At 71.6% G+C, this 23,413-nt stretch carries 22 protein-coding genes; 17 read left to right on the top strand and 5 right to left on the bottom strand.

The genetic code is table 11. The features are described 5' to 3' along the window. Positions 1-17 precede the first annotated feature (17 nt). The gene (locus FHS22_RS13345; RefSeq protein ID WP_184941541.1) at positions 18-698 is read left to right on the top strand and encodes a GntR family transcriptional regulator; all 681 of its coding nucleotides are present in this window, start codon (positions 18-20) and stop codon (positions 696-698) included. Between the two features lie 37 nt (positions 699-735). Here the strand turns inward: FHS22_RS13345 and FHS22_RS13340 are convergent, their stop codons facing one another. From FHS22_RS13340 to FHS22_RS13325, 4 genes are all read right to left on the bottom strand, one after another. Beyond that, complete coding sequence (locus FHS22_RS13340) at positions 736-1,650, bottom strand: EamA family transporter (protein ID WP_184941539.1); 915 nt, start codon at positions 1,648-1,650, stop codon at positions 736-738. A gap of 229 nt (positions 1,651-1,879) precedes the next feature. Beyond that, complete coding sequence (locus tag FHS22_RS13335) at positions 1,880-3,316, bottom strand: glycosyltransferase family 39 protein (RefSeq protein ID WP_184941537.1); 1,437 nt, start codon at positions 3,314-3,316, stop codon at positions 1,880-1,882. Between the two features lie 125 nt (positions 3,317-3,441). After that, the gene (locus tag FHS22_RS13330; RefSeq protein ID WP_221473589.1) at positions 3,442-4,227 is read right to left on the bottom strand and encodes an ABC transporter permease; all 786 of its coding nucleotides are present in this window, start codon (positions 4,225-4,227) and stop codon (positions 3,442-3,444) included. Beyond that, complete coding sequence (locus FHS22_RS13325; protein WP_184941536.1) at positions 4,224-5,132, bottom strand: ABC transporter ATP-binding protein; 909 nt, start codon at positions 5,130-5,132, stop codon at positions 4,224-4,226. Before FHS22_RS13325 ends, FHS22_RS13330 begins: the two co-directional genes overlap by 4 nt. A gap of 201 nt (positions 5,133-5,333) precedes the next feature. On the opposite strand from FHS22_RS13325, the gene FHS22_RS13320 reads away from it, so the two are divergent. The 11 genes from FHS22_RS13320 (at position 5,334) to FHS22_RS13270 (ending at position 16,388) form a co-directional block, all read left to right on the top strand. Further along, positions 5,334-6,140, top strand: coding sequence for a VOC family protein (locus FHS22_RS13320; protein WP_184941534.1), 807 nt, complete (start codon positions 5,334-5,336; stop codon positions 6,138-6,140). Between the two features lie 80 nt (positions 6,141-6,220). After that, complete coding sequence (locus tag FHS22_RS13315; protein ID WP_184941532.1) at positions 6,221-7,531, top strand: multidrug effflux MFS transporter; 1,311 nt, start codon at positions 6,221-6,223, stop codon at positions 7,529-7,531. Between the two features lie 104 nt (positions 7,532-7,635). Further along, on the top strand, positions 7,636-8,355 hold the full coding sequence (locus tag FHS22_RS13310; RefSeq protein ID WP_221473615.1) for a helix-turn-helix transcriptional regulator: 720 nt from the start codon (positions 7,636-7,638) through the stop codon (positions 8,353-8,355). Continuing rightward, positions 8,352-9,764, top strand: a complete 1,413-nt coding sequence (sufB, locus tag FHS22_RS13305; RefSeq protein WP_184941528.1) for a Fe-S cluster assembly protein SufB — start codon at positions 8,352-8,354, stop codon at positions 9,762-9,764. The genes FHS22_RS13310 and sufB overlap by 4 nt, the downstream gene beginning before the upstream one ends. Further along, positions 9,764-10,882 (top strand): Fe-S cluster assembly protein SufD, encoded by a 1,119-nt coding sequence (sufD, locus tag FHS22_RS13300; RefSeq protein ID WP_184941526.1) that lies wholly within the window; start codon positions 9,764-9,766, stop codon positions 10,880-10,882. The genes sufB and sufD overlap by 1 nt, the downstream gene beginning before the upstream one ends. Beyond that, the gene (locus FHS22_RS13295; protein ID WP_184941524.1) at positions 10,879-11,196 is read left to right on the top strand and encodes a Rieske (2Fe-2S) protein; all 318 of its coding nucleotides are present in this window, start codon (positions 10,879-10,881) and stop codon (positions 11,194-11,196) included. Before sufD ends, FHS22_RS13295 begins: the two co-directional genes overlap by 4 nt. Further along, positions 11,197-11,943 (top strand): Fe-S cluster assembly ATPase SufC, encoded by a 747-nt coding sequence (sufC, locus tag FHS22_RS13290; RefSeq protein WP_184941523.1) that lies wholly within the window; start codon positions 11,197-11,199, stop codon positions 11,941-11,943. Between the two features lie 31 nt (positions 11,944-11,974). After that, complete coding sequence (locus tag FHS22_RS13285; protein WP_184941522.1) at positions 11,975-13,234, top strand: cysteine desulfurase; 1,260 nt, start codon at positions 11,975-11,977, stop codon at positions 13,232-13,234. Positions 13,235-13,274: 40 nt separating this feature from the next. Beyond that, on the top strand, positions 13,275-13,712 hold the full coding sequence (sufU, locus tag FHS22_RS13280) for a Fe-S cluster assembly sulfur transfer protein SufU (RefSeq protein WP_184941520.1): 438 nt from the start codon (positions 13,275-13,277) through the stop codon (positions 13,710-13,712). After that, on the top strand, positions 13,709-14,074 hold the full coding sequence (locus FHS22_RS13275) for a metal-sulfur cluster assembly factor (protein ID WP_184941519.1): 366 nt from the start codon (positions 13,709-13,711) through the stop codon (positions 14,072-14,074). Before sufU ends, FHS22_RS13275 begins: the two co-directional genes overlap by 4 nt. Before the next feature lie 367 nt (positions 14,075-14,441). Then, the gene (locus FHS22_RS13270) at positions 14,442-16,388 is read left to right on the top strand and encodes a DEAD/DEAH box helicase (RefSeq protein WP_184941517.1); all 1,947 of its coding nucleotides are present in this window, start codon (positions 14,442-14,444) and stop codon (positions 16,386-16,388) included. Between the two features lie 90 nt (positions 16,389-16,478). Here FHS22_RS13270 and FHS22_RS13265 read toward each other — a convergent pair whose 3' ends face one another. Beyond that, positions 16,479-17,510 carry a LacI family DNA-binding transcriptional regulator gene (locus FHS22_RS13265; protein WP_184941515.1) on the bottom strand — a complete coding sequence of 344 codons (1,032 nt, stop codon included), beginning with the start codon at positions 17,508-17,510 and terminating at the stop codon, positions 16,479-16,481. 372 nt (positions 17,511-17,882) lie between these two features. Between FHS22_RS13265 and FHS22_RS13260 the strand changes: the two genes are divergently transcribed. From FHS22_RS13260 to FHS22_RS13240, 5 genes are all read left to right on the top strand, one after another. Then, positions 17,883-19,643 (top strand): ABC transporter substrate-binding protein, encoded by a 1,761-nt coding sequence (locus FHS22_RS13260; protein ID WP_184941513.1) that lies wholly within the window; start codon positions 17,883-17,885, stop codon positions 19,641-19,643. A gap of 65 nt (positions 19,644-19,708) precedes the next feature. Next, complete coding sequence (locus FHS22_RS13255) at positions 19,709-20,704, top strand: ABC transporter permease (RefSeq protein ID WP_184941511.1); 996 nt, start codon at positions 19,709-19,711, stop codon at positions 20,702-20,704. Beyond that, positions 20,701-21,591: an ABC transporter permease gene (locus FHS22_RS13250; RefSeq protein ID WP_184941510.1), complete on the top strand. Its 891-nt coding sequence runs from the start codon at positions 20,701-20,703 to the stop codon at positions 21,589-21,591. The genes FHS22_RS13255 and FHS22_RS13250 overlap by 4 nt, the downstream gene beginning before the upstream one ends. Next, positions 21,588-22,529, top strand: coding sequence for an ABC transporter ATP-binding protein (locus FHS22_RS13245; RefSeq protein WP_184941508.1), 942 nt, complete (start codon positions 21,588-21,590; stop codon positions 22,527-22,529). The genes FHS22_RS13250 and FHS22_RS13245 overlap by 4 nt, the downstream gene beginning before the upstream one ends. After that, positions 22,529-23,410, top strand: a complete 882-nt coding sequence (locus FHS22_RS13240) for an ATP-binding cassette domain-containing protein (protein WP_184941701.1) — start codon at positions 22,529-22,531, stop codon at positions 23,408-23,410. Before FHS22_RS13245 ends, FHS22_RS13240 begins: the two co-directional genes overlap by 1 nt. The last annotated feature ends 3 nt before the right edge of the window (positions 23,411-23,413 follow it).

Below are 23,413 nucleotides of genomic sequence, written 5' to 3'. Positions count from 1 at the left end.
AGATGAGAGGCGCTGGAATGGCTCCTTCGGCACCCGACCGGCTCGACCTGCCGGCCGTGGGCGAGCGGCAGAGCCTGCGGGAGCAGGTGGCCGACGCGCTGCGGGCGGCTCTGGTCACCGGGGAGATGCGTTCCGGCGTGGTCTACTCCGCGCCGGTGCTGGCCGCCCAGTTCGGCGTCTCGGCCACACCGGTCCGCGAGGCGATGCTCGACCTGGCCAAGGAGGGCCTGGTGGAGGCGGTCAGGAACAAGGGCTTCCGGGTCACCGAACTGTCCGGACGCGATCTGGACGAGCTCACCGAGATCCGCAGGCTCGTCGAGGTCCCCACGGTGGCGCGGCTGGCGGACGCCTCCCGCGCGGAGAGCTTCGAGGAGCTGCGCCCGCTCGCCCGCCGGATCGTCGAGGCGGCCGAGGAGGGCGACCTGCTCGCCTACGTGGACGCCGACCTCCGCTTCCACCTGGCCCTGCTGGCGCTGGGCGGCAACGCCCACCTGGTCGAGGTGGTGCGCGACCTGCGCAACCGGGCCCGGCTGTACGGCCTGGCGGCGCTGCGCGAGCGGGGAGTCCTGGCCGACTCCGCCCGAGAGCACCTCGACCTGCTCGACCTGCTCTCCGCCGGGGACACCGGCGGCTGCGAACGCCTCATGCGCGACCACATCCGGCAGGTCCGGGGCATCTGGGCCGACGGCCCGGAGTAGGCGCGGGCCGCCGGGCGGCGACGCGCGGCCGCGGCGGTCAGCCGGTGCTGCGGGTCGCGCCCACGCTGGCGATGACCACGCAGCCGATGGCGGCCCACTCGCGCACGTTCAGCACCTCGCCCAGGACGACCAGCCCGACCAGCGCCGCCATCGCCGGCTCCAGGCTCATCAGGATGCCGAAGACCCGCTTCGACATCCTGCGCAGCGCCTCCAGCTCGATCGCGTACGGGATGGCCGAGGAGAGCAGCCCGACGCCCAGGCCGATCAGGAGCAGCTCGGGGTGGAGCAGGTCGCTCCCGCCCGCGCCGATCCCGATGGGAGCGACCAGCAGGCAGGCGACGACCATCGCGAAGGAGACGCCCCCGGTGCCGGGGAAGCGCTGCCCCACGGCCGCCGAGAGCAGGATGTACGCCGCCCAGCAGGCCCCGGCGACCAGTGCGAAGCCGATCCCCGCCCAGCTGAGGCCGGTCGCCCGGCCCCAGGGCGCCAGCAGCGCGATGCCGGAGCCGGCCAGCGCCACCCAGAGCAGGTCCAGCCGCCGCCGCGAGGCGGCCACCGCCACGCCGAGCGGGCCGAGGAACTCGATCGCCACCGCGATCCCCATGGGCAGCCGGGCCAGGGCCTCGTAGAACGACAGGTTCATCAGGCCGAGCGTCGCGCCGAACGCGGCGCCCACCCCCAGGTCCGCCCGGGTCAGCCCCTTCAGCCGGGGCCGGGCGACCACGCCCAGGACCAGCGCGCCCATCGCGATCCGCAGGAACACCACCGCGCTCGGCGGCAACTGCGCGAACAGCTCCTTGGCGAAGCCCGCGCCGATCTGCACCGACAGGATGGCCAGCAGGACCAGACCGGACGGGGGGACGGCGTCGGAGGCAGCCCGGAACAGCGCCCCCGTCCGGGGCAGGCCCCGACGGTACGGCTCGGCGGACCCCGTCAGGGCGTCGGCGGTCACGGGATTCCTCCTGAGGATCGGGCCGTGCTGCTGGTCTGGCCGTGCTGCCGGGCTGGCCGGTCTGGTGCCCGCCGCGGTCGTCCGGGCGCCGTGCCGAGAGGCGACGGCACGGTCGTGCAGACATTCCCCAAACGGCGTCATACACCTTACAGGGGGCGCGCTCCCTCCCGGAGGGCCGTCCGCGATGCGGGACGGCCCGTCCCGTCACGCGCCTCCCTGTCCGGCGGGGTCACCCGCTGCGTTCCGGCTCCCTGCCGTACAGGGCGACGGTCATGCCGGGCACCCGCCCGGTGCGCCACGCCTTGGTCCGGGTGAAACCCGCCTCGACCAGCGCGGAGACCCGTTCGACGCCGGCCGCGGCCTCGCTGCCCCCGCGCCAGACGACCCAGACCCGTTCACGGCCCTCGACGGCGGCGGCGACGTCGTCCCGCTCCGGATAGTGGAAGGACTCGGGGAGGGGATCGGGCCCGGTCAGGAGCACGTCGTCGGGGAGCGCGCCGCCGTCGTAGTACAGGAACCCCTCCCGGAGGGAGGAGCGTCCGTAGACGATCGCGTCGCCGGGCCGCGCCTGCTGCTCGACGAGCCGCACCGCCCGGGGGAAGTTCTCGTGGCGCCCGTCCGGCTTGCGGACGTCCAGCTGCCCGGGGACCGCCGCGGCGACGGCGCCCGCCAGCGCGAGCGCCGCGGCGGCGCGGGGGAGCGAGGCGAGGGCGATACCGGCCAGCAGCGCGTACGCGGGCACGGTCGCGAACAGGTACCGGTCGACGTAGACCGGGGAGACCAGGTGGGAGACGGCGAACAGCAGCACGGGCGGGAGCAGGGCCCAGCCCGCCAGGGCCGCGAGCCAGGGCCAGGAGGCGCGCGCTCTCTCCCCGGAGCGGGGCGTGCGCCGGCCCTCCCGGGCCCCCGGGGCGGGCAGCGCCCGCAGGAGCAGGGCGAGGAGCGCGGTCCCCGCCAGGACCCAGCCCGCCGCGGGGGTCCCCCCGACCATCTTGGGCAGCGCCAGGAACACCGAGGGCTCCGGCAGCTTGATCCAGCTGATCGCGTGCCGCTCGGCGAACCCGATCGCCAGCCACACGGCGCCGGGGACGCAGCCCGCGGCCATGGCGGGCAGGGTCCGCACCAGCACGCCCCTGCCGGACATCGCCACGACGATCAGGTGGGCCGAGAGCGTGAGCAGCGAGAACACCTGGGTGGAGCCGAGCAGCGCGACGGCCGCCGCGTAACCCGCCCACCGGCCCCGGCGGGCGGGCTCGGCGACCGCGCGGTGCAGCGCCCACGTGGCCAGGACCGCCGCCGCGGCGGCGAAGGCGTAGGAGCGGGCGTTCTGCCCGTGGTAGGAGACCGCGGGCAGGGCGGCGTAGACCGCGGCGGCCAGCAGCCCGGCGGGCAGGGAGTGCAGGCGGCGGCCGAGGGCCGCCACGAGCATCGCCGCCGCGCCGGTCGCCAGGGCCGAGGGCAGCCGCATCCACCACTCGGCCTGGCCGAACTGCAGCCACAGGTGCATGAACCCGTAGTAGGGCAGGAAGTGCCCGTCGATGTGCTGCGCGAGCTCCCACAACCCGCCCAGGCCCCGCCGGGCCGCGCTGTGGGTGGCCAGCTCGTCCGAGGAGAGCGAGGCCGCCGATGAGCCGGCGACGGCGACGACCGTTGCGATGATCCCCATGGCCGCGTACGGCCAGAGATTCCGCCCCGTGTGCCGTTCCGCCGGAGCGGCCGCGGGCCGCGTTCCGGTAATGATCACCCGGGGGATGATAGGAGATCTTCACCGGCCCTGCGGCGTGATCGGGATCACTCCCAGCGGAACGTCCGGGAGGCCAGCAGCAGCGAGCCCGCGGCCCAGGCGCCCAGGACCGCCAGGGCGGCGAGCGGCGTCCCGCCGCCGTCGGCCAGGACGGCCCGGAGCCCGCCGGACAGCGCGGAGATCGGCAGCAGCTCCAGCACCGGCTCCACCGAGTCGGGGAACGCCGCCAGCGGGAAGACGACCCCGCCGCAGCCGAGCATGAGCAGGTAGACCAGGTTCGCCCCGGCCAGCGTGGCCTCCGCCCGGAGCGTGCCCGCCATCAGCAGGCCCATCCCGCTGAAGGCGGCGGTGCCGAGCAGGACCAGCGCGAGCGCCGCGAACGGGGAGCCGCCGGGCCGCCAGCCCAGCGCGAGCGCCACCCCGCTGATGACCGCGACCTGGACGGCCTCGACCGCGACCACCGCGAGCGTCTTGGCCAGCAGCAGCCCGCTCCGGGAGAGCGGGGAGGCGCCCAGCCGCTTCAGCACGCCGTACCGGCGCTCGAAGCCGGTCGCGATGGCCTGCCCGGTGAAGGCCGTGGACATCACGGCCAGCGCGAGCACGCCGGGGGTCATGAAGTCGATCCGCGGGCCGCCGCCCACGTTCACCAGGGGCGCGGCGGAGAAGCCGACGAGCAGCAGCACTGGAATGATCATCGTGAGCAGCAGCTGCTCGCCGTTGCGGAGCATCGCCCGGATCTCCGCGCCCGCCTGGGCGAACACCATCGCCGGCAGCGGCGCGGCGCCCGGGGCCGGCGTGAGGTCCTGCCCGGCCGTTCCATCGACCATGGTCATCGCAGCTCCCGGCCGGTCAGTTCGAGGAAGACGTCTTCGAGGGTGCGGCGCTCGATGCTGAGGTCGTCGGCCGTGACGCCCTCGGCCGCGCACCAGGCCGTCACGGTCGCCAGCAGCTCGGGGCCGACCTGGCCCTCGATGATGTAGTGCCCCGCGGGGGACTCCTTGGCCGCGCTCCCCGCGGGCAGCGCGGTGAGCAGCTCGTCCAGGGCGAGGCCCGGCCGGGCGCGGAAGCGCAGCTGCCGCTCGGCCCCGGTGAGCGAGGCGGGCGTGCCCTCGGCCACCACCCTGCCGTGGTCGATGATCACCACGTGGTCCGAGAGCTTCTCGGCCTCGTCCATGTGGTGGGTGGTGAGCACCACGGAGACCCCCGCGGCCCGCAGGTCGCACACCAGCTCCCAGCAGGCGTGCCGGGCCTGCGGGTCCAGCCCGGCGGTCGGCTCGTCGAGGAAGACCAGCTCGGGGCGGCCGACGACGGCTCCGGCCAGCGAGACGCGCTGCTGCTGGCCGCCGGAGAGCCTCCGGTACGGCGTGCGGGCGTGCCCGGTCATGCCGAGCCGCTCCAGCAGCGCGGCCGGATCGAGCGGGCTGGCGTGGAAGCGGGCCATCAGCCGCAGCCACTCCCCGCAGCGCATGGCCGGGGGCACCCCGCCGGCCTGGAGCATCACGCCCACCCGGGCCCGGAGCTCCGGCCGGGACGGGTCGAGCCCGAGCACGTTCACGGTGCCGCCGTCGGCCCGCCGGAACCCCTCGCAGATCTCGACGGTGGAGGTCTTGCCCGCGCCGTTGGGGCCCAGGATCGCGGTCACCGCGCCGCGGGCGGCGCTGAGGGTCAGGCCGTCGACCGCGGTGGTGCGGCCGTACCTCTTGACCAGATCGGTGATCTCGACGGCTGGGGAGTCCATGGCCACGAGTTTAGGGACTCCCCGGGCCGGTCCGGCTCGCGCCCTTCCGCCCGGGCCTCCCGGGTCCGGTAAAAGCCTCCGGGCCATGTCCGGTAAAAGCCTTCGGGCCGATCCCGCCAAGTCCGCCGACCGTCCCCGAGGGGCCCTCGCCCGCGCATGTCACGCTGGCTCCGTCTCCGGTCGCGGCAGAGAGGAGGCCGGATGCCCGAGCGCAGCGGCCACGAGCACGGCGTCCCGTGCTGGGTGGAGCTCTCCAGCACCGACGTCTCCCTGTCGGTCGGGTTCTACCGGGAGCTCTTCGGCTGGGAGGCGGCGTTCGACGACGGGCCGGAGCCGGGCGGGTACGGCCGGTTCAGGATGAGCGGCAGGCTGGTGGCCGGGATCACCCCGAGCCTCGGCGGGGACGCGCCCGCCGCCTGGAACACCTACGTGGCCGTCGACGACGCCGCCGCCGCGATGGCGCGGGTGCGCGCGGCCGGGGGAGAGGTCGTCCTGGAGCCGGTGAAGGTCCGGGAGAGGGGCGTGATGGCCGCCTTCACGGATCCGTCGGGCGCCTTCCTCGCGGTCTGGCAGCCGGGCGAGGACCACGGCGTCGAACTCGTCGCGGAGCCGGGGGCGTTCGCCTGGTGCGAGCTGTCCTCCCGGGACACGGCCGCCGCGCTCTCCTTCTACCGGCAGGTCTTCGGCTGGCAGGCCAGGGACATGGGCGTCGGCGGCGTGGAGTACACCCAGTGGCGGGCGCACGGCCGCCCCGTCGCCGGGATGACCGCCATCGGGGCGGACGTCCGGGCGGAGGTGCCGTCGCACTGGCGGACCTACTTCGCGGTCGCGGACGCCGACGCCGCCGTGGCGAAGGTCCGCGAGCTGGGCGGCAGGGTCTTCGCCGAACCGGTGAAGACGGTGGGGGGCCTCGTCGCGGTGATGACCGATCCGGAGTTCGCCACCTTCGCCGTCATCGTGCTGCCCGAACCCGCCGTTCTCGAAAAAATACGGGAAAGCCCGCTTTAGGGAATACCGGCGGCCCCTATTCCCGTTACGGAGCATCGGCCCTCACGGGCTCTGTGGCCTGCGAGGGATGGGGGACCGGAATGACCGCGGCCGACACTGCGCCGGAGAGAGCCGGCGTTTCGCCGGAGAGACCGGAGGCGCCGGGGGAGCCCGGCGGTTCGGCGGGCCCGCCGGAGGAGCCCGGCGTCTCGGCCGGCGGGCGCCGCCGGGCGCTGCTCCTGCTCGTCCTGGGCGCGCTCTCGGCGATCGGCCCGCTCTCCATCGACATGTACCTGCCCGCCTTCCCGGCCATCGCCGGGGAGCTGGGCACCGGCCAGGCCCAGGTGCAGCTCACGCTGACGGCCTGCCTCGTCGGCGTCTCCGTGGGGCAGGTCATCGCCGGCCCGCTCAGCGACGTGCGGGGGCGCCGGGTCCCGCTGATGGTCGGCATCGTCGCCTACGCCGCCGCCTCCCTGCTGTGCGCGTTCTCCCCGACGGTCTACGGGCTGATCGGGTTCCGCCTGCTCCAGGGGATCGCGGGCGGCGCCGCGCTGGTGATCGTCCGCGCGGTCGTCCGCGACCTCTACGAGGGCGCCGCCATCGCGCGCATCTTCGCCACCCTCATGCTCGTCAGCGGGCTCGCGCCGATCCTGGCCCCGATCCTCGGCGCGGAACTGCTCTCCCACACCTCCTGGCGCGGGATCTTCGTCGTGCTGAGCGCCGGCGGGCTCGTGCTGCTGACCGCCGCGCTCTCCGGCGTGCGGGAGACGCTCCCCGCGGACCGGCGCGAGGCCGGCGGCCTGCGCAGGACCCTGGCCACCTTCGGGGGGCTGCTGCGCAGCAGGCCCTTCATGGCCAGCGCGCTCGCCGCCGGCCTGGGGTTCGGCGGCATGTTCGCCTACATCTCCGGCTCGCCGTTCGTCCTCCAGGAGGTGTACGGCGCCTCGCCGCGGACCTTCTCGCTGGTGTTCGCGCTCAACGCGATCGGCCTGACGGTCACCGCCCAGATCGGCGGCCGGCTCGCCGGGCGCAGGGTGGCGCCCGCGCGGCTGGTCGTGATCGGCCTGTTCGCCTACGTGGCCGGGGCGGGCGCGCTGACCGTCACCGCCCTGTTCGACCTCCCGCTCCCCGTCCTGGTCGCCTCGCTGTTCGTGATGATGTGCGGTGCTGGCTTCGTGCTGCCGGGCGCCGGGGCGCTCGCGCTGGCGGGCCAGCCCCCGCAGATCGCCGGGAGCGCCTCGGCGCTGCTGGGCGTCCTGCAGTTCGCGCTCGGCGCGCTCGCCGCCCCGCTGGTGGGATTGGGCGACGGGTCGGCACTGCCGATGGCCGCCGTCCTGGCGGTCTTCGCGGTGGCGGCGGCCGCCGCGTTCGCCGGGCTGCGCGGACACACCGGAGCCGTTTCCGCAGCTTAGGTAAGCCTTACCTGGGTGATGAATTGCATTTCTCCGGACCCCGCGCCGGTTTGGCAGCCGGGAAGGAATTACGCCACACTGATGTTGTGAAATACGTGGAAGGGATGCCGGGCACCGAGGAGACCGCCGTCGCGCGGTCCGCCGGGGTGTCCGCCGAGAGCGGCACGCGCGCGCGGGTCGCCCGGCTCATCCTGGAACACGGACCCATCACCGCCGCCGCCCTCGGACAGAGGCTCGGGCTCACCCCCGCCGCCGTCCGCCGCCATCTGGACGCGCTGCTCGCCGACGGGATGATCGAGCCCCGTACGGCGCGCCCGCGCGGTCAGCGTGGACGGGGGCGACCGGCGAAACTGTTCGCCATCACCGATGCCGGGCGGAGCGCCTTCGAACACGCCTACGACGGTCTGGCCGGCAGCGCCCTGCGCTTCCTGGCCGAGCGCGCGGGCGAGGAAGCCGTGGCCGAGTTCGCCCGGTCGCAGGTGTCCGGCCTGGTCGGCCGCCTGCGCTCAGAGATGGACGGCGTCCCCGCCTCCGAGCGGGTGCGCGTCCTGGCCGAGGCGCTCTCGGCCGACGGCTACGCCGCCTCGGCGAGCAAGGCCAGTCTCGGTGGCGAGCAGCTGTGCCAGCACCACTGCCCGGTGGCGCACGTGGCCGCGGAGTTCCCGCAGCTGTGCGAGGCCGAGACGGAGGCGTTCGCGCAGATCCTCGGCACGCCAGTGCAGCGGCTCGCGACCATCGCCCACGGCGACGGGGTGTGCACCACCCACGTGAGCCCGCCCCGTCATAGAACGATCGACGAATCGAGCAAGGAGACCGGAAGGTGACTGTCACCGACCGCCCGGAGCTGGAAGGCCTCGGGAATTACAAGTTCGGCTGGGCCGACTCGGACGCCGCGGGCGCGGCCGCCAAGCGTGGTCTGTCCGAGGAGGTCGTCCGCAACATCTCCGCGCTCAAGAACGAGCCGGAGTGGATGCTGGACCTGCGTCTGAAGGGCCTGCGCCTCTTCGGCAAGAAGCCCATGCCGACCTGGGGCTCCGACCTCTCCGGCATCGACTTCGACAACATCAAGTACTTCGTGCGCTCCACCGAGAAGCAGGCCGCCTCCTGGGACGAGCTGCCCGAGGACATCAAGAACACCTACGACAGGCTCGGCATCCCCGAGGCGGAGAAGCAGCGCCTGATCGCCGGCGTCGCCGCCCAGTACGAGTCCGAGGTCGTCTACCACAAGATCCGCGAGGACCTTGAGGAGAAGGGCGTCATCTTCGTCGACACCGACACCGGCCTGCGCGAGCACGAGGAGCTCTTCAAGGAGTACTTCGGCTCGGTCATCCCGGTCGGCGACAACAAGTTCGCCGCGCTGAACACCGCGACCTGGTCCGGCGGCTCCTTCATCTACGTGCCGCCGAACGTCAACGTCGAGATCCCGCTCCAGGCCTACTTCCGGATCAACACGGAGAACATGGGCCAGTTCGAGCGGACCCTGATCATCGTGGACGAGAACTCCTACGTCCACTACGTCGAGGGCTGCACCGCGCCGATCTACTCCTCCGACTCGCTGCACAGCGCGGTCGTGGAGATCGTCGTGAAGAAGGGCGCCCGCTGCCGCTACACGACCATCCAGAACTGGTCGAACAACGTCTACAACCTGGTCACCAAGCGCGCCGTGGCCTACGAGGGCGCGACCATGGAGTGGATCGACGGCAACATCGGCTCCAAGGTCACGATGAAGTACCCGGCCGTCTACCTGATGGGCGAGCACGCCAAGGGGGAGACGCTGAGCGTCGCCTTCGCCGGCGAGGGCCAGCACCAGGACGCCGGGGCCAAGATGGTGCACCTCGCGCCGAACACCAGCTCCACCGTCATCTCCAAGTCCGTCGCCCGGGGCGGCGGCCGTACCTCCTACCGCGGTCTGGTCCAGATCGAGGAGGGCGCCCACGGCAGCGCCAGCACGGTCAAGTGCGACGCGCTCCTGGTCGACCAGATCAGCCGCTCCGACACCTACCCCTACGTCGACGTCCGCGAGGACGACGTGGCGATGGGGCACGAGGCGACGGTCTCCAAGGTCTCCGACGACCAGCTCTTCTACCTGATGAGCCGCGGCCTGGACGAGGACGAGGCGATGGCGATGATCGTGCGCGGCTTCGTCGAGCCGATCGCCCGCGAGCTCCCGATGGAGTACGCCCTGGAGCTCAACCGCCTTATCGAACTGCAGATGGAAGGGGCCGTCGGCTGATGGGTCTCGCAACAACCCCCTCGTCGACCCTCCAGCGCAAGTCCTCCTACGAGCTGGACGACTTCGCCGTGCCGACCGGCCGGGAGGAGGAGTGGCGCTTCACGCCGCTGTCGCGGCTCAAGGGCCTGCACGACGGCACGGCCGCCGGCTCCGGCGCCGTGTCCGTCGCGGTGGACGCCGCCCCCGAGGCCACCGTGGAGACCGTGGGCCGGGAGGACGAGCGGATCGGCAAGGCGTACGTGCCCGCCGACCGGGTCAGCGCCCAGGCCTACGCCGCCTTCGAGAAGGCCACCGTCGTCACGGTTCCGCGGGAGGCGGTCGCCTCCAAGCCGACGGTGATCACCTTCACCGGCGGCGGCGGCACGGCCTACGGCCACACCGTGGTCCGGCTGGAGCCGATGGCCGAGGCCGTCGTCGTCCTGGACCACCGGGGCAGCGCGGTCTACGCCGACAACGTCGAGTTCGTCGTGGGCGACGGCGCCACCCTCAAGGTCGTCAGCCTGCAGGACTGGGCCGACGACGCGGTGCACGTCTCCCACCACCACGCCCAGCTCGGCAAGGACGCGACCTTCCGCGGCTTCGTGGTCACCCTCGGCGGCGACGTGGTACGGCTCTCGCCGTCGGTCTCCTACACCGCCCCCGGCGGCGACGCCGACCTGACCGGCCTGTACTTCGTGGACGCCGGCCAGCACCTGGAGCACCGCCTGCTGGTCGACCACTCCCAGCCCAACTGCAAGAGCAACGTGGTCTACAAGGGCGCGCTGCAGGGCGACGACGCGCACGCGGTCTGGATCGGCGACGTGATCATCCGGGTGGAGGCCGAGGGCACCGACACCTACGAGCTCAACCGGAACCTCCTGCTCACCGACGGCGCCCGCGCCGACTCGGTGCCGAACCTGGAGATCCTCACCGGCGAGGTCGCCGGGGCGGGACACGCCAGCGCCTCCGGCCGTCTGGACGACGAGCACATCTTCTACCTCCAGGCCCGCGGCATCCCGTTCGACGAGGCCCGCCGCCTGGTCATCCGGGGCTTCTTCGGCCAGCTCATCGAGAAGATCGAGGTCGAGGAGCTCCGAGACCGGGTGATGGCCAAGGTCGAGGCGGAGCTCGCCGGATGACGTTCGAGAAAGTCTGCAAGGTCGCCGACGTCCCCGACGGCGGTGTGATCGGCGTCGAGGTCGGAGACACCCCGGTCGCCCTGGTCCGCCAGGGCGGGGAGGTGCACGCCCTGCACGACGTGTGCTCCCATGCCGAGGTGAAGCTCAGCGAGGGCGAGGTCTACGACGGCACCCTGGAGTGCTGGCTGCACGGCTCGTGCTTCGACCTGCGCTCGGGCAAGCCCACCGGCCCGCCCGCCATCAAGCCCGTTCCCGTTTACCGAGTCAAGATCGACGGCGACGACGTCCTCGTCTCGCTCTCGAAGGAGTCATAAGTGTCAACGCTTGAGATCCGCGACCTCCACGTCGCCGTCGAGGACAAGCCGATCCTGCGCGGCGTCAACCTGACCGTGAAGGCCGGCGAGACCCACGCCATCATGGGCCCCAACGGCTCGGGCAAGTCCACGCTCGCCTACGCGATCGCCGGCCACCCGAAGTACACCGTCACCGGCGGCCAGGTCCTGCTGGACGGCGTCGACCTGCTGGAGCTGAGCGTGGACGAGCGCGCCCGCGCCGGCCTGTTCCTCGCCATGCAGTACCCGGTCGAGGTCCCCGGCGTCAGCGTCTCCAACTTCCTGCGCTCGGCGGTCACCTCCGTGCGCGGCGAGGCGCCCAAGCTCCGCGAGTTCGCCAAGGACCTGAAGGCCGGCATGGACGCGCTGTCCATCGACGCCGCCTTCGCGCAGCGCAACCTGAACGAGGGCTTCTCCGGCGGTGAGAAGAAGCGCCACGAGATCCTCCAGCTGGAGCTGCTCAAGCCGAAGATCGCCGTCCTCGACGAGACCGACTCCGGCCTGGACGTCGACGCGCTGCGCGTGGTCTCCGAGGGCATCAACCGCTTCCGCGCCGCCGGTGAGACCGGCGTGCTCCTCATCACCCACTACACCCGCATCCTGCGCTACGTGAAGCCGGACTTCGTCCACGTCTTCGCGGCCGGCCGGGTCGTGGAGGAGGGCGGTCCCGAGCTCGCCGACAAGCTGGAGGCCGAGGGCTACGAGGCCTACACCAAGGCCTCTGCGTGATCTTGGGAGCGGTGGGAGTGGTGAGCGACCGATGAGCACTGCGTTCGACGTGGAGAGGATCAGGAAGGACTTCCCGGTCCTCTCCCGCGAGCTGCCCGGCGGCAGGCCGCTGATCTACCTCGACTCGGGCAACTCCTCGCAGAAGCCGGTCCAGGTGATCGAGGTCATGCGCGAGCACCTGGCGATGCACTACGGCAACGTCGGCCGCGCCATGCACGTGCTGGGCGCGGAGTCCACCGAGGCCTACGAGGCCGCCCGCGACAAGGTCGCCTCCTTCGTCGGCGCGCCGAGCCGCGACGAGATCGTCTTCACCAAGAACGCCTCCGAGGCGCTCAACCTGGTGGCCTACGCCTTCGGCAACCCCGTCAACGAGGACCCCCGGTTCATGATGGGGCCCGGCGACGAGATCGTCATCTCCGAGATGGAGCACCACTCCAACATCGTCCCGTGGCAGCTGCTCGCGCGGCGCACCGGCGCCACGCTGCGCTGGTTCTCCGTCACGGACGAGGGCCGCCTCGACCTGTCGAACCTCGACGAGCTGGTCACCGAGCGCACGAAGATCGTTTCGATCGCGCACCAGTCGAACGTGCTCGGCACGGTCAACCCGGTGGCCCGGGTGCTCGCCCGGGCCCGCCAGGCGGGCGCGCTGCTGATGCTCGACGCCTCCCAGTCGGTCCCGCACAAGCCGGTGGACGTGGCCGCGCTGGGCGTGGACTTCGTGGCCTTCACCGGGCACAAGGCGGCCGGTCCCTCCGGGATCGGCGTGCTGTGGGCCCGCGCGGAGCTGCTGGAGGCCATGCCCCCGTTCCTGGGCGGCGGCGAGATGATCGAGGCGGTCTGGATGGACCGCTCGACCTACGCGCCCGCGCCGCACAAGTTCGAGGCGGGCACCCCGCCGATCGTCGAGGCCATCGGCCTCGGCGCCGCGGTGGAGTACCTGTCCTCGATCGGGATGGACGCCATCGCCGCCCACGAGCGCGAGCTGACCCGCCACGCCCTGGAGGCGCTGGGCGAGGTGCCCGGCCTGAAGGTGGTCGGGCCGACCGGCCTGGAGGACCGCGGCGGCACGGTCTCGTTCACCCTGGAGGGGATCCACCCGCACGACGTCGGCCAGATCCTGGACGACGAGTTCGGCGTGGCCGTGCGCGTGGGGCACCACTGCGCCCGCCCGCTCCACCTGAGGTTCGGGATCCCCGCCACCACGCGGGCCTCCTTCTACCTCTACAACACCCCGGCCGAGATCGACGCCCTGGTCCGCGGCCTCCACCACGTGCGGAAGGTGTTCGCGTAGCGATGCCGGAGCAGCCGAGCCGACGAGTGAGCCGAGAGCCATGATCGCCGAGTCCATGTACCAGGAGCTGATCCTGGAGCACTACAAGCACCCCCAGGGGCGCGGTCTGCGCGACCCCTTCGACGCCGAGGTCCACCACGTCAACCCGACCTGCGGCGACGAGATCACCATGCGGGTCAGGGTGGGCGACGGCGGCAAGGTCGAGGACGTCTCCTACGACGGCCAGGGCTGCTCGATCAGCCAGGCCGCGGCCTCGGTCCTGCACGAGCTGACGACCGGCTCCACCGTGCCGGAGACGCTCGCGGTGGTGGAGGAGTTCACCCGGCTCATGCAGGGCAGGGGCCAGGTGGATCCGGACGAGGACGTGCTCGGCGACGCCGTGGCGTTCGCCGGGGTCGCCAAGTTCCCGGCCCGGGTCAAGTGCGCGCTGCTCGCGTGGATGGCCTACAAGGACGCTGTTGTGAGGAGTGCATCATGAGCAAGCCCGTGGAGACGCCGACCTCGGCGTACGACGGCGAGACCACCCTTGACGAGGTCATGGAGGCCCTCAAGGACGTCGTGGACCCCGAGCTCGGCATCAACGTCGTCGACCTCGGCCTGATCTACGGGGTCAACCTCGACCCCGCCGAGGCCGGGGCCCCGCCGATCGCGACCATCGACATGACGCTGACCAGCGCGGCCTGCCCGCTGACCGACGTCATCGAGGAGCAGGCGCACTCCGCGCTGGACGGCATGGTCTCCGACGTGAAGATCAACTGGGTCTGGCTCCCGCCGTGGGGTCCCGACAAGATCACCGACGAGGGCCGTGACCAGCTCAGAATGCTCGGTTTCAACGTCTGACCCGGCCCTTCCCGGTACGGTTCGCACCTCGCGAGTTGCGAGCCGTACCGGATTGTGTGAGAGGATGCCCGGGGCCGGGAAGAAAATCCCGGCTCGGAGCGTTGGCTCCACCGACGGACAAGCGCCCGCCCCATGGCGGACGCCCCGACCGACCCGGCACTGCGAACGCCGGGAATGCTTGATCGTGGTTTGACTGCGTGCGGGTATGATTGACCCGCCCCGTGCGGTGCGCCTCGACTTGCACCGCACCACCGCCCCTCATGTGGGCGCCGATCGAGCGCGGCTCCGCGCCGCGCGCTCCAGGCTCGTCCTTTCGCAGAAGTGACGTGCCCCGTACTTCTATCGAAAGGCACGAACCTTCGTGACCATGCTTGACGCTGCCCTGCCCGAGAACACCGAGTTCCGCGAGGTCTCCGAGCTTCCCGAGGCGCCCGCCGGCGTGTCCGAGTTCACCCGGCTCGGCCTGCCCAAGCCCCTCGTGACCGCGCTCTCCCGCCAGGGCATCGAGAGCCCCTTCCCGATCCAGAGCATCGCCATCCCCGACGTCCTGGCCGGGATCGACGTGCTCGGCCGCGGCCAGACCGGCTCCGGCAAGACCCTGGCCTTCGGCCTGCCCACCATGACGCGCATCGCCGGCGTCAAGGCGGCCCCCGGCCGCCCCCGCGCCGTCATCCTGGTGCCCACCCGCGAGCTGGCCATGCAGGTCACCGACGCGCTCGAGCCGCTGGGCCGCGGGCTGTCGCTGCGCATGAAGACCGTCGTCGGCGGCATGTCCATGGGCCGCCAGATCGAGGCGCTGCGCCGCGGCGTCGAGATCGTCGTGGCCACCCCGGGCCGGCTCACCGACCTCATCCAGCAGGGCGAGTGCTCCCTGGAGGAGGTCCAGGTGACCGTCCTGGACGAGGCCGACCACATGTGCGACCTCGGCTTCTTCCCGGTGGTCAGCGCCCTGCTCCAGCAGACCCCGGCCGGCAGCCAGCGCCTGCTGTTCTCCGCCACCCTCGACGGCGACGTGGACAAGCTCGTCAAGCGCTTCCTCACCGACCCGGTGACCCACTCCCTGGCCCCGGCCACCTCTCCGGTCGACACCATGGAGCACCACGTCCTGGAGGTGCACCGCGACGACAAGTTCCCGGTGACCGCCGAGATCGCCAACCGCGAGGGCCGGACGATCATCTTCGTCCGCACCCAGCACGGTGTGGACCGCCTGTGCAAGCAGCTGGCCCAGGTCGGCGTCAAGGCCGGCGGCCTGCACGGCGGCAAGCGCCAGAACCAGCGCACCCGCATCCTGGCCGAGTTCAAGGAAGGTGCGATCAACGTCCTGGTCTGCACCGACGTCGCGGCCCGCGGCATCCACGTCGACAACATCAGCCTCGTGCTGCACGTCGACCCGCCGCAGGACCACAAGAGCTACCTGCACCGCGGCGGCCGTACGGCCCGCGCCGGGGAGAAGGGCACCGTCATGACGCTGGTGCTCCCCAACGAGCGCCGCTCCACCGACGCGATGACCCGCCGCGCGGGCATCAAGCCGTTCCGCCTCAAGGCCACCCCGGGCCACCCGCGCCTGGAGGAGGTCGCCGGCGCCCGCACGCCCAGCGGCGAGGCGATCCCGGTCTGGGAGCCCTCGGCGCCGGTCGCCAAGCAGCGCCAGCGCCGCGAGGGCTTCGGCGGCGGCGGTGGCGGCCGCGGGCCGCGCCGGTTCCGCGGCGACCGTCCCGGCCACGGCGGCGAGGGCTACCAGTCCCGCGAGCGCTCCGGTGAGGACCGCGGCCACCGCGGCGAGCGTTCCTTCGGCGACGACAACCGCGGCGGCGAGCGCCAGGGCGGCTACCGCGGCAACGGCGGCAACGGCGGCAGCGTGAACGACCTGCGCGGCCAGTACCGCTCCGAGCGTCCGGCGGGCGAGCGCGACTCCTACCGCGGCGAGCGCTCCGGCGGCGGCTACCAGGGCGGCAACGGCGGCTACCGCGGTGACCGCCCCGCGGGCGGCGGCTACCGCGGCGAGCGTTCCGGCGGCGGCTACCGCAGCGGCGAGCCGTTCCGGGCCGAGGGCCGTTCCGGCGGCTACCGCTCCGAGCGTCCGGCGGGCGAGCGCGACTCCTACCGCGGCGAGCGCTCCGGCGGCGGCTACCAGGGCGGCAACGGCGGCTACCGCGGTGACCGCCCCGCGGGCGGCGGCTACCGCGGCGAGCGTTCCGGCGGCGGCTACCGCAGCGGCGAGCCGTTCCGGGCCGAGGGCCGCGGCGACAACCGCGGGTTCCGCGGCGGCCGGCCGCACGGCGACCACTCCGGCGGCGCCCGCTACGGCCGCTGATCACCTGATCCGACCCGAAGGGCCGGTACGGCGGACGCCGTACCGGCCCTTCGGGCATCACCGCGGGGCGGGGGCGCGGGCACCCGGCGGTCAGCGGCCCGGTCCGGGAGGCGGAGGCGGGGCGGTGCTGCCGCGGGGGACGAGCCGGGGCGCCTCGTCCTCGAAGGCCGTGACCTCCTCGCCGGAGATCAGCGTCAGCAGGGTCCGCGCGGCGTGGGCGCCGTAGGAGGGGATGTCACGGCTCAGCGCGGTCAGGGCCGGTCGCACCACCCGGGAGAGGGGGGAGTCGTCCCAGGCCACGATGGACAGGTCCGCCGGCACGTCGAGCCGCATCTCCTGGGCGGCCGAGAGGCCGGCCACGGCCATGATGTCGTTGTCGTAGACGATCGCCGTCGGCCGGGAGGGTGAGCCGATCAGCCGCCTGGTCGCCCTCGCGCCCTCCTCCCCGGTGTAGTCGGTGTGCGTGACGGTGTATCCGGTCACGCCCATCTCCTTGCACGCGGCGGTGAACGCCTGGTCGCGCAGGGCGGTGTGGACCAGCTCGGGCATGCCCGCCACCCGGGCGATCCTGCGGTGCCCGAGGGCGACGAGATACTCCACGGCCTCGCGGACGGCGGCGGTGTCGTCGGACCAGACGGGCACGAGCGACCCCGACTCCGAGGGATGGCCGACCACGACGGCAGGCAGGCCCAGCTCCGCGAGCCCGGTGACGCGCGGGTCGCAGAAACGCAGGTCCACCAGGATCGCCCCGTCCACCCGGCGCTCTCCCCACCAGCGGCGGTACACCTCCATCTCCTGGCCGGGGTCCGCCGTCATCTGGAGCATCAGCGCGTACGACCGCGCCGCGAGCTCGCTCTCGATCCCGCTGATCAGCTCCATGAAGAACGGCTCCATGCCCAGGATGCGCGCCGGGCGGCACACGGTCAGGCCGACGGTGCGGGCCAGCGCCCCGTTGAGCGCGCGCGCCGCGCTGTTGGGACGCCAGCCGATCTCCTCGGCGATGGCCTTGATCATGACTCGCTTCGTCTCGGAGACCCCCGGGCGGTCGTTCAGCGCGTAGGAGACCGCCACCTTGGACACTCCCGCCCGACGGGCGATGTCGGCGATCGTCGGTCGCTTCACGCAAGCCCCCTGTTGAACCGGTTAGTCCCTGTTGCCGTGACCCTACCGCCTCGCGTTCCAGAGAACCCACCAGGGCCTTTGCCGGGCAGATATCGAACGTGTCACGACTATTGACGGCGAGGTTACGCGGAATTTACGTTCGCCCTACTTATCCGGTTCAGCAGGTGCTGGCGGATGGGAGCGAGATGCCGGCCGTGATCGCCCGGCATCCCGCGGAGGTCGTCATCAACCGGTCCGATGGGCGGGAGGTGCGGTCTTCATAGCTATGGGAGCGCTCCCAGGCGGCGGGGCGGTAACCCCGCCGCCTGGCTATCGGGGTCTGTGACGACGTTCATGACCTCCGCCGGCAGGGCGGGGGGAAGGAGAGACGCGATGCGAAGCCGGATGCGGATCATGGCTCCACTCCTGGCGGCGGGCCTGGCCGCCGCCGCGTGCTCGAGCGGCGGGACGACGCCCGCTCCCCAGGGATCCCAGGCGGGCAGCGCGCCCGCGGTGAATCCGGGAGGCGGCGACGGCGGCGCGCTGCCCCGCCACGAGACGCTCTACACCAGCGGCACGCAGTGGGGGCCGCCGGCCAACTTCAACCCGCTCCGCGAGTGGGACTACGCGACCGGCACGGAGGGCCTGGTCTACGAGTCGCTGTTCCACTTCGACGGCACCGCGGGCAAGCTGGTCCCCTGGCTGGCCGAGAGCGGCGCGTGGGCCGACGAGACGACCTACGAGCTGAAGCTCCGCCAGGGCGTCACCTGGTCGGACGGCAAGCCGTTCACCGCCAAGGACGTCGTCTTCACCTTCGAGCTCGGCAAGATGGAGACGGTCCCCTACCACAACATCTGGGAGTGGCTGGAGAAGGCCGAGGCGGTCGACGACCGGACCGTGAAGTTCACCTTCTCCAAGGCCAACTACCAGGAGTGGGACTTCCAGCTGTACAGCCGCGCGATCGTCCCGCAGCACGTCTGGCAGGGCCGCTCCGAGCAGGAGGTCCTGGACGGCAAGAACGAGAACCCGGTCGGCACCGGCGCCTACACCTACAAGAGCCACGACCAGGACCGCGTCGTCTGGCAGCGCCGCGACGACTGGTGGGGCAAGACCGCGCTCTCCATGGAGCCCAAGCCGAAGTACATCGTCGACATCGTCAACTCCAGCAACGAGGTGGCGATGGGCCTGCTGCTGCAGAAGGGCATGGACCTCAGCAACAACTTCCTGCCCGGCGCGGCCAACCTGGTCAAGGGCAACTTCGGCATCACCACCTACTACCCCGAGCCGCCGTACATGCTCTCGGCCAACACCGCCTTCCTGGTGCTGAACACCAAGAAGAAGCCGATGGACGACCCGGCGTTCCGCAAGGCGCTCGCCGGCTCGATCGACACCAAGAAGATCGTCGAGGGCGTCTACGGCAACCTGGTCAAGCCGGCCAGCCCCACCGGCCTGCTGCCCCAGTGGGAGCAGTACGTCGACCAGGCGGTCGTCGGGGAGAAGGGCTTCTCCTTCGACGTCGCCAAGGCCAAGAAGCTGCTGGCGGACGCGGGCTACAAGGACTCCGACGGCGACGGGTTCGTGGAGAACAAGGACGGCTCGAAGATCGAGCTGGACATCATCGTCCCGTCGGGCTGGACCGACTGGATGGAGTCGATCCGCGTCATCGCCGCCGGCGCCAAGGAGGCGGGGATCAACGTCACCCCCGACTTCCCCGACTTCAACGCCCTGGTGGACAAGCGGGGCAAGGGCGACTTCGACATGCTGATCAACAACGAGCGGCAGCTGTCGAACACCCCCTGGACGTACTACGACTACATGTTCCAGCTCCCGGTCCAGAAGACGCAGAACACCGTCAACTTCGGCCGGTACGAGAACAAGGAGGTCTGGAAGCTCGTCCAGGAGCTCGACCAGGTCAAGACCGACGACGTCGAGGGCATGAAGCAGGTCATGTCCAAGATCCAGGCGATCCACCTGGACGAGCTGCCGATCATCCCGCTCTGGTACAACGGCCTGTGGTCGCAGGTGAGCAACGCCGCCTGGACCAACTGGCCCTCCTCGGAGGCGAGCACGCCCAAGACGCCGCCGACGATGTGGCGCAACTGGCTGGAGCTGGGCGGCTTCGAGACGCTCACGCAGATCAAGCCGGCCTCCTGACCGGATGACACCGCCCCCGCCCCTCCCCGCCCGGGGAGGGGCGGGGGCCCTCTGGGAGGGTTCCCTTGCGTCAATACTTCGGCCGGAAACTGCTGGTCTACGGCCTGACGTTCTTCGTCGCCGTCACGATCAACTGGATGGTCCCGCGGTTCATGCCCGGCGACCCGGTCTCGAGCATGGTGGCCAGGGCGGGTGTGAGCAATCCCGGCGCCGTGGAGACCATGCGGACCTACTACACCAACCTCTTCGGCTTCGACCAGCCGCTGTGGAAGCAGTACGCGAACTTCTGGGCGGCCCTGCTCCAGGGCGACTTCGGCATCAGCATCTGGGTGTTCCCCACCCCGGTGAGCGAGGTCATCATGGGCGCCGTGCCGTACACCCTGGGGCTGATGATCCCCTCGGTGCTGCTGAGCTGGGTGGTGGGGAACTGGGCCGGCGCCTTCGCCGCGCGGCGGAAGCTGCTGGACAACACGGTGCTGCCGGTGGGCTACGTCCTGACCGCCATGCCGTACATGTGGCTGGCGGTGCTCCTGGCCTGGGGCCTGGGGGTCGTGGCGGGGATCTTCCCGGTCGCGGGCGGTTACAGCTTCTCGCTGCAGCCCAGCCTGTCCTGGGAGTTCGTCGCCGACCTGCTGCACCACTGGGTGCTGCCGTTCCTGTCGCTCTTCCTGGTCGCGCTGGGCGGCTGGGCGATCGGCATGCGCAACATGATCATCTATGAGCTGGAGTCGGACTACTCGAACTACCTGTCCGCGCTGGGGGCGCCGCAGCGGCTGATCCGCCGCTACGCCTTCCGCAACGCGGTGCTGCCCCAGATCACCGGCCTGGCCCTGCAACTGGGCGTGCTGGTGGCAGGCGCCCTGGTCACCGAGATCGTCTTCTCCTACCCGGGACTGGGCAGCCTCATCCTCAAGGCCATCCAGAACCAGGACTTCTTCCTGCTGCAGGGCACATTCATGTTCATCGTCCTCGGCGTGCTGATCGCCAACTTCATCATCGACATCGTCTACGTCGTGGTCGATCCGCGGACGCGGGCCGGAATGGCGGGTGCGCAGGCATGACGGCGATCCAGGAGACCCCCGCCAAGGACGCCGGCGCCGGGGTGCGCCGGGAGGCGCTGTACTTCGCGCTGCGCAACGGCAAGCTGCTGGCCGGTTTCGGCGTCGTGGCCGTCCTCTTCCTCCTCGGCTTCGCCGGCCCGCTGGTGCTGGAGGCCGCCGACCCCAACGCGTACGGCTCGCAGCCCATGGCGCCGCCCTCGGGCGAGCACTGGTTCGGCACGACGACGTTCGGCCAGGACGTGTTCGCGCAGTTCGTCCACGGCCTGCGGACCACCTTCGTCGTGGGCGCGCTCGGCGGCGGCATCGCCGCGGTCATCGCGATGGCGGTCGGGTTCACCGCCGGCTACCGGGGAGGCCTGGTCGACGAGATCCTCAACATGGTCACCAACATCGTCCTGGTCATCCCGACCCTGGCCGTGCTGCTGATCATCAACGCCTACCTGGGGGTGCGCAGCGTCCCCGCGCAGGCCCTGTTCATCGGGCTCACCTCGTGGCCGTGGGCGGCGCGGGCGATCCGGGCGCAGACCTTCTCGCTGCGCACCCGGGACTTCGTGGCCCTGGCCCGGCTCAGCGGTTCGAGCACGCGGAAGATCATCCTCCGGGAGATCGCGCCGAACATGAGCTCCTACCTGTTCATGATGTTCATCCTTCTCTTCGGCGGCTCGATCCTGATCGCCTCCTCGCTCGACTTCATCGGGCTCGGTCCCACCGAGGGCGTCTCGCTCGGCCTGATGCTCCAGAACGCCAACCAGTGGAGCGCGATGCAACTGGGCCTGTGGTGGTGGTTCCTGCCGCCGGGCGCCGGGATCACCGCGGTCGTCGGGGCGCTGTACGTGGCCAACGTCGGGCTCGACGAGGTCTTCAACCCGAAACTGAGGGAGACATGAGTCTGCGGGTCAGCGAACTGAGGGTGTACTACCGGACCCTCAAGGGCGACGTGAAGGCGCTCGACGACGTCTCCTTCACGATGCGCGACGGGGAGATCCTCGGCCTGGCAGGGGAGTCGGGCTGCGGCAAGACGACCCTGGGCAAGAGCCTCATCCGCCTGGACGGACGGATGCGGCACATGGGCGGCACGGTGGAACTCGACGGCCGCGAACTGCCCATCGGCGACGACCGGCGGATGAACGAGTTCCGCTTCCACGAGGTCTCCCTCATCCCGCAGTACTCGATGAGCGCCATGAACCCGACGCGGAAGATCGGGAAGATGGTGGGCGAGCTGCTCAGGTCCAGGGGCGTCACCCTCGACCGGGCCGAGCTGGAGTCCCGCCTCGACCTGGTCGAGCTGCCGCGCACGGTGCTGGGCAACTACCCGATCGAGCTGTCCGGCGGCATGAAGCAGCGGATGGTCATGGTCATCTCCACGCTGCTCAACCCGTCGCTGCTCATCGCCGACGAGGTCACCTCCGCGCTCGACGTGTCCACGCAGAAGGCGGTGGCCAAGGCGCTGACGGGCTTCCGCGACGCCGGGTTCGTCAAGAGCATGATCTTCGTCACCCACGACCTCGCGCTCACCTCCCGCATCGCCGACACGATCATGGTCATGTACGCGGGCAGGCTCGCCGAGAAGGCGCCCGCCGGGGTGATGGTCACCGCGCCGCGCCACCCGTACACCAAGCTGCTGATCAACTCGCTGCCCGAGGTCGGCGTTCGCTACGCCGACAAGAAACTGGCCGGCATCGCCGGCAGCCCGCCCTCGCTCCTCGACCCGCCGGCCGGCTGCCGCTTCCGGGACCGCTGCCCGCTCGCCGGAGACGAGTGCGCGCAGGAACCGCCCGTGGCCGAGGTCGAGCCCGGCCACTTCGTCGCGTGCTGGAAGGCATGATGCTGAGACTCGACAACGTCACGAAGGTCTACAAGGTCGGCGCCTTCGGAGGGAAGGCCTTCGCGGCCGTGGACGGCGTGAGCTTCGACGTGCGCCAGGGCGAGGTCGTCTCCCTCATCGGGGAGAGCGGCAGCGGCAAGAGCACGATCGGCAGGATGATCCTCGGTCTCACCTCGATCACCACGGGCTCGATCACCGTCGACGGCGTGCCGGTCAAGGCGGCCAAGGAGTACTACCGGCACGTGCAGGGCGTCTTCCAGGACCCCTTCAGCTGCTACAACCCGGTGTTCAAGGCCGACCGCGTCTTCCGGATGATCAAAGACTCCTACTATCCGGAGGTCTCGGGCGCCGAATGGGACGAGCGCGTGCGCTCCACCGTCCAGGACGTCCGGCTCAACCCCGGCCAGGTCCTCGGCAAGTACCCCCACCAGCTCAGCGGCGGCCAGCTCCAGCGCCTCCTCATCGCCCGGGCGCTGCTGCTCGACATCAAGCTGCTGGTCGCCGACGAGATCACCAGCATGCTCGACGCCTCGACCCGCATCGACGTGCTCAACCTGCTGGCCGAGCTCAAGGAGCGCGGCCTGGGGGTGCTGTACGTCACGCACGACCTGTCGCTCGGCAACTACCTGGCCGAGCGCACCGTCGTGCTGCGCAACGGCACGGTGGTCGAGATGGGGCTGACCGAGAAGGTCTTCGGCGACCCGCTGCACCCCTACACCCGTAAGCTGCTGGCCGCCGTGCCCCGGCTGAACGCCCCCTGGGAGGACGCCGAGCCCACCGGTGTCTGCCGCTACCACGCCGCCGGGGCGTCCGGCCCGCTGCTCGAGGCGGAGGCGGGGCACTTCGTGGCGTGCGCCCGGCTCGGCGACTGCCCCCGGTGACGT

Origin of the sequence: Thiemannella venezuelensis (assembly GCF_014203605.1) — a bacterium.
Classification (GTDB): Bacteria; Actinomycetota; Actinomycetes; order Streptosporangiales; family Streptosporangiaceae; genus Planomonospora_A; species Planomonospora_A venezuelensis.
This window is presented reverse-complemented; position numbering and strand designations above follow the sequence as displayed.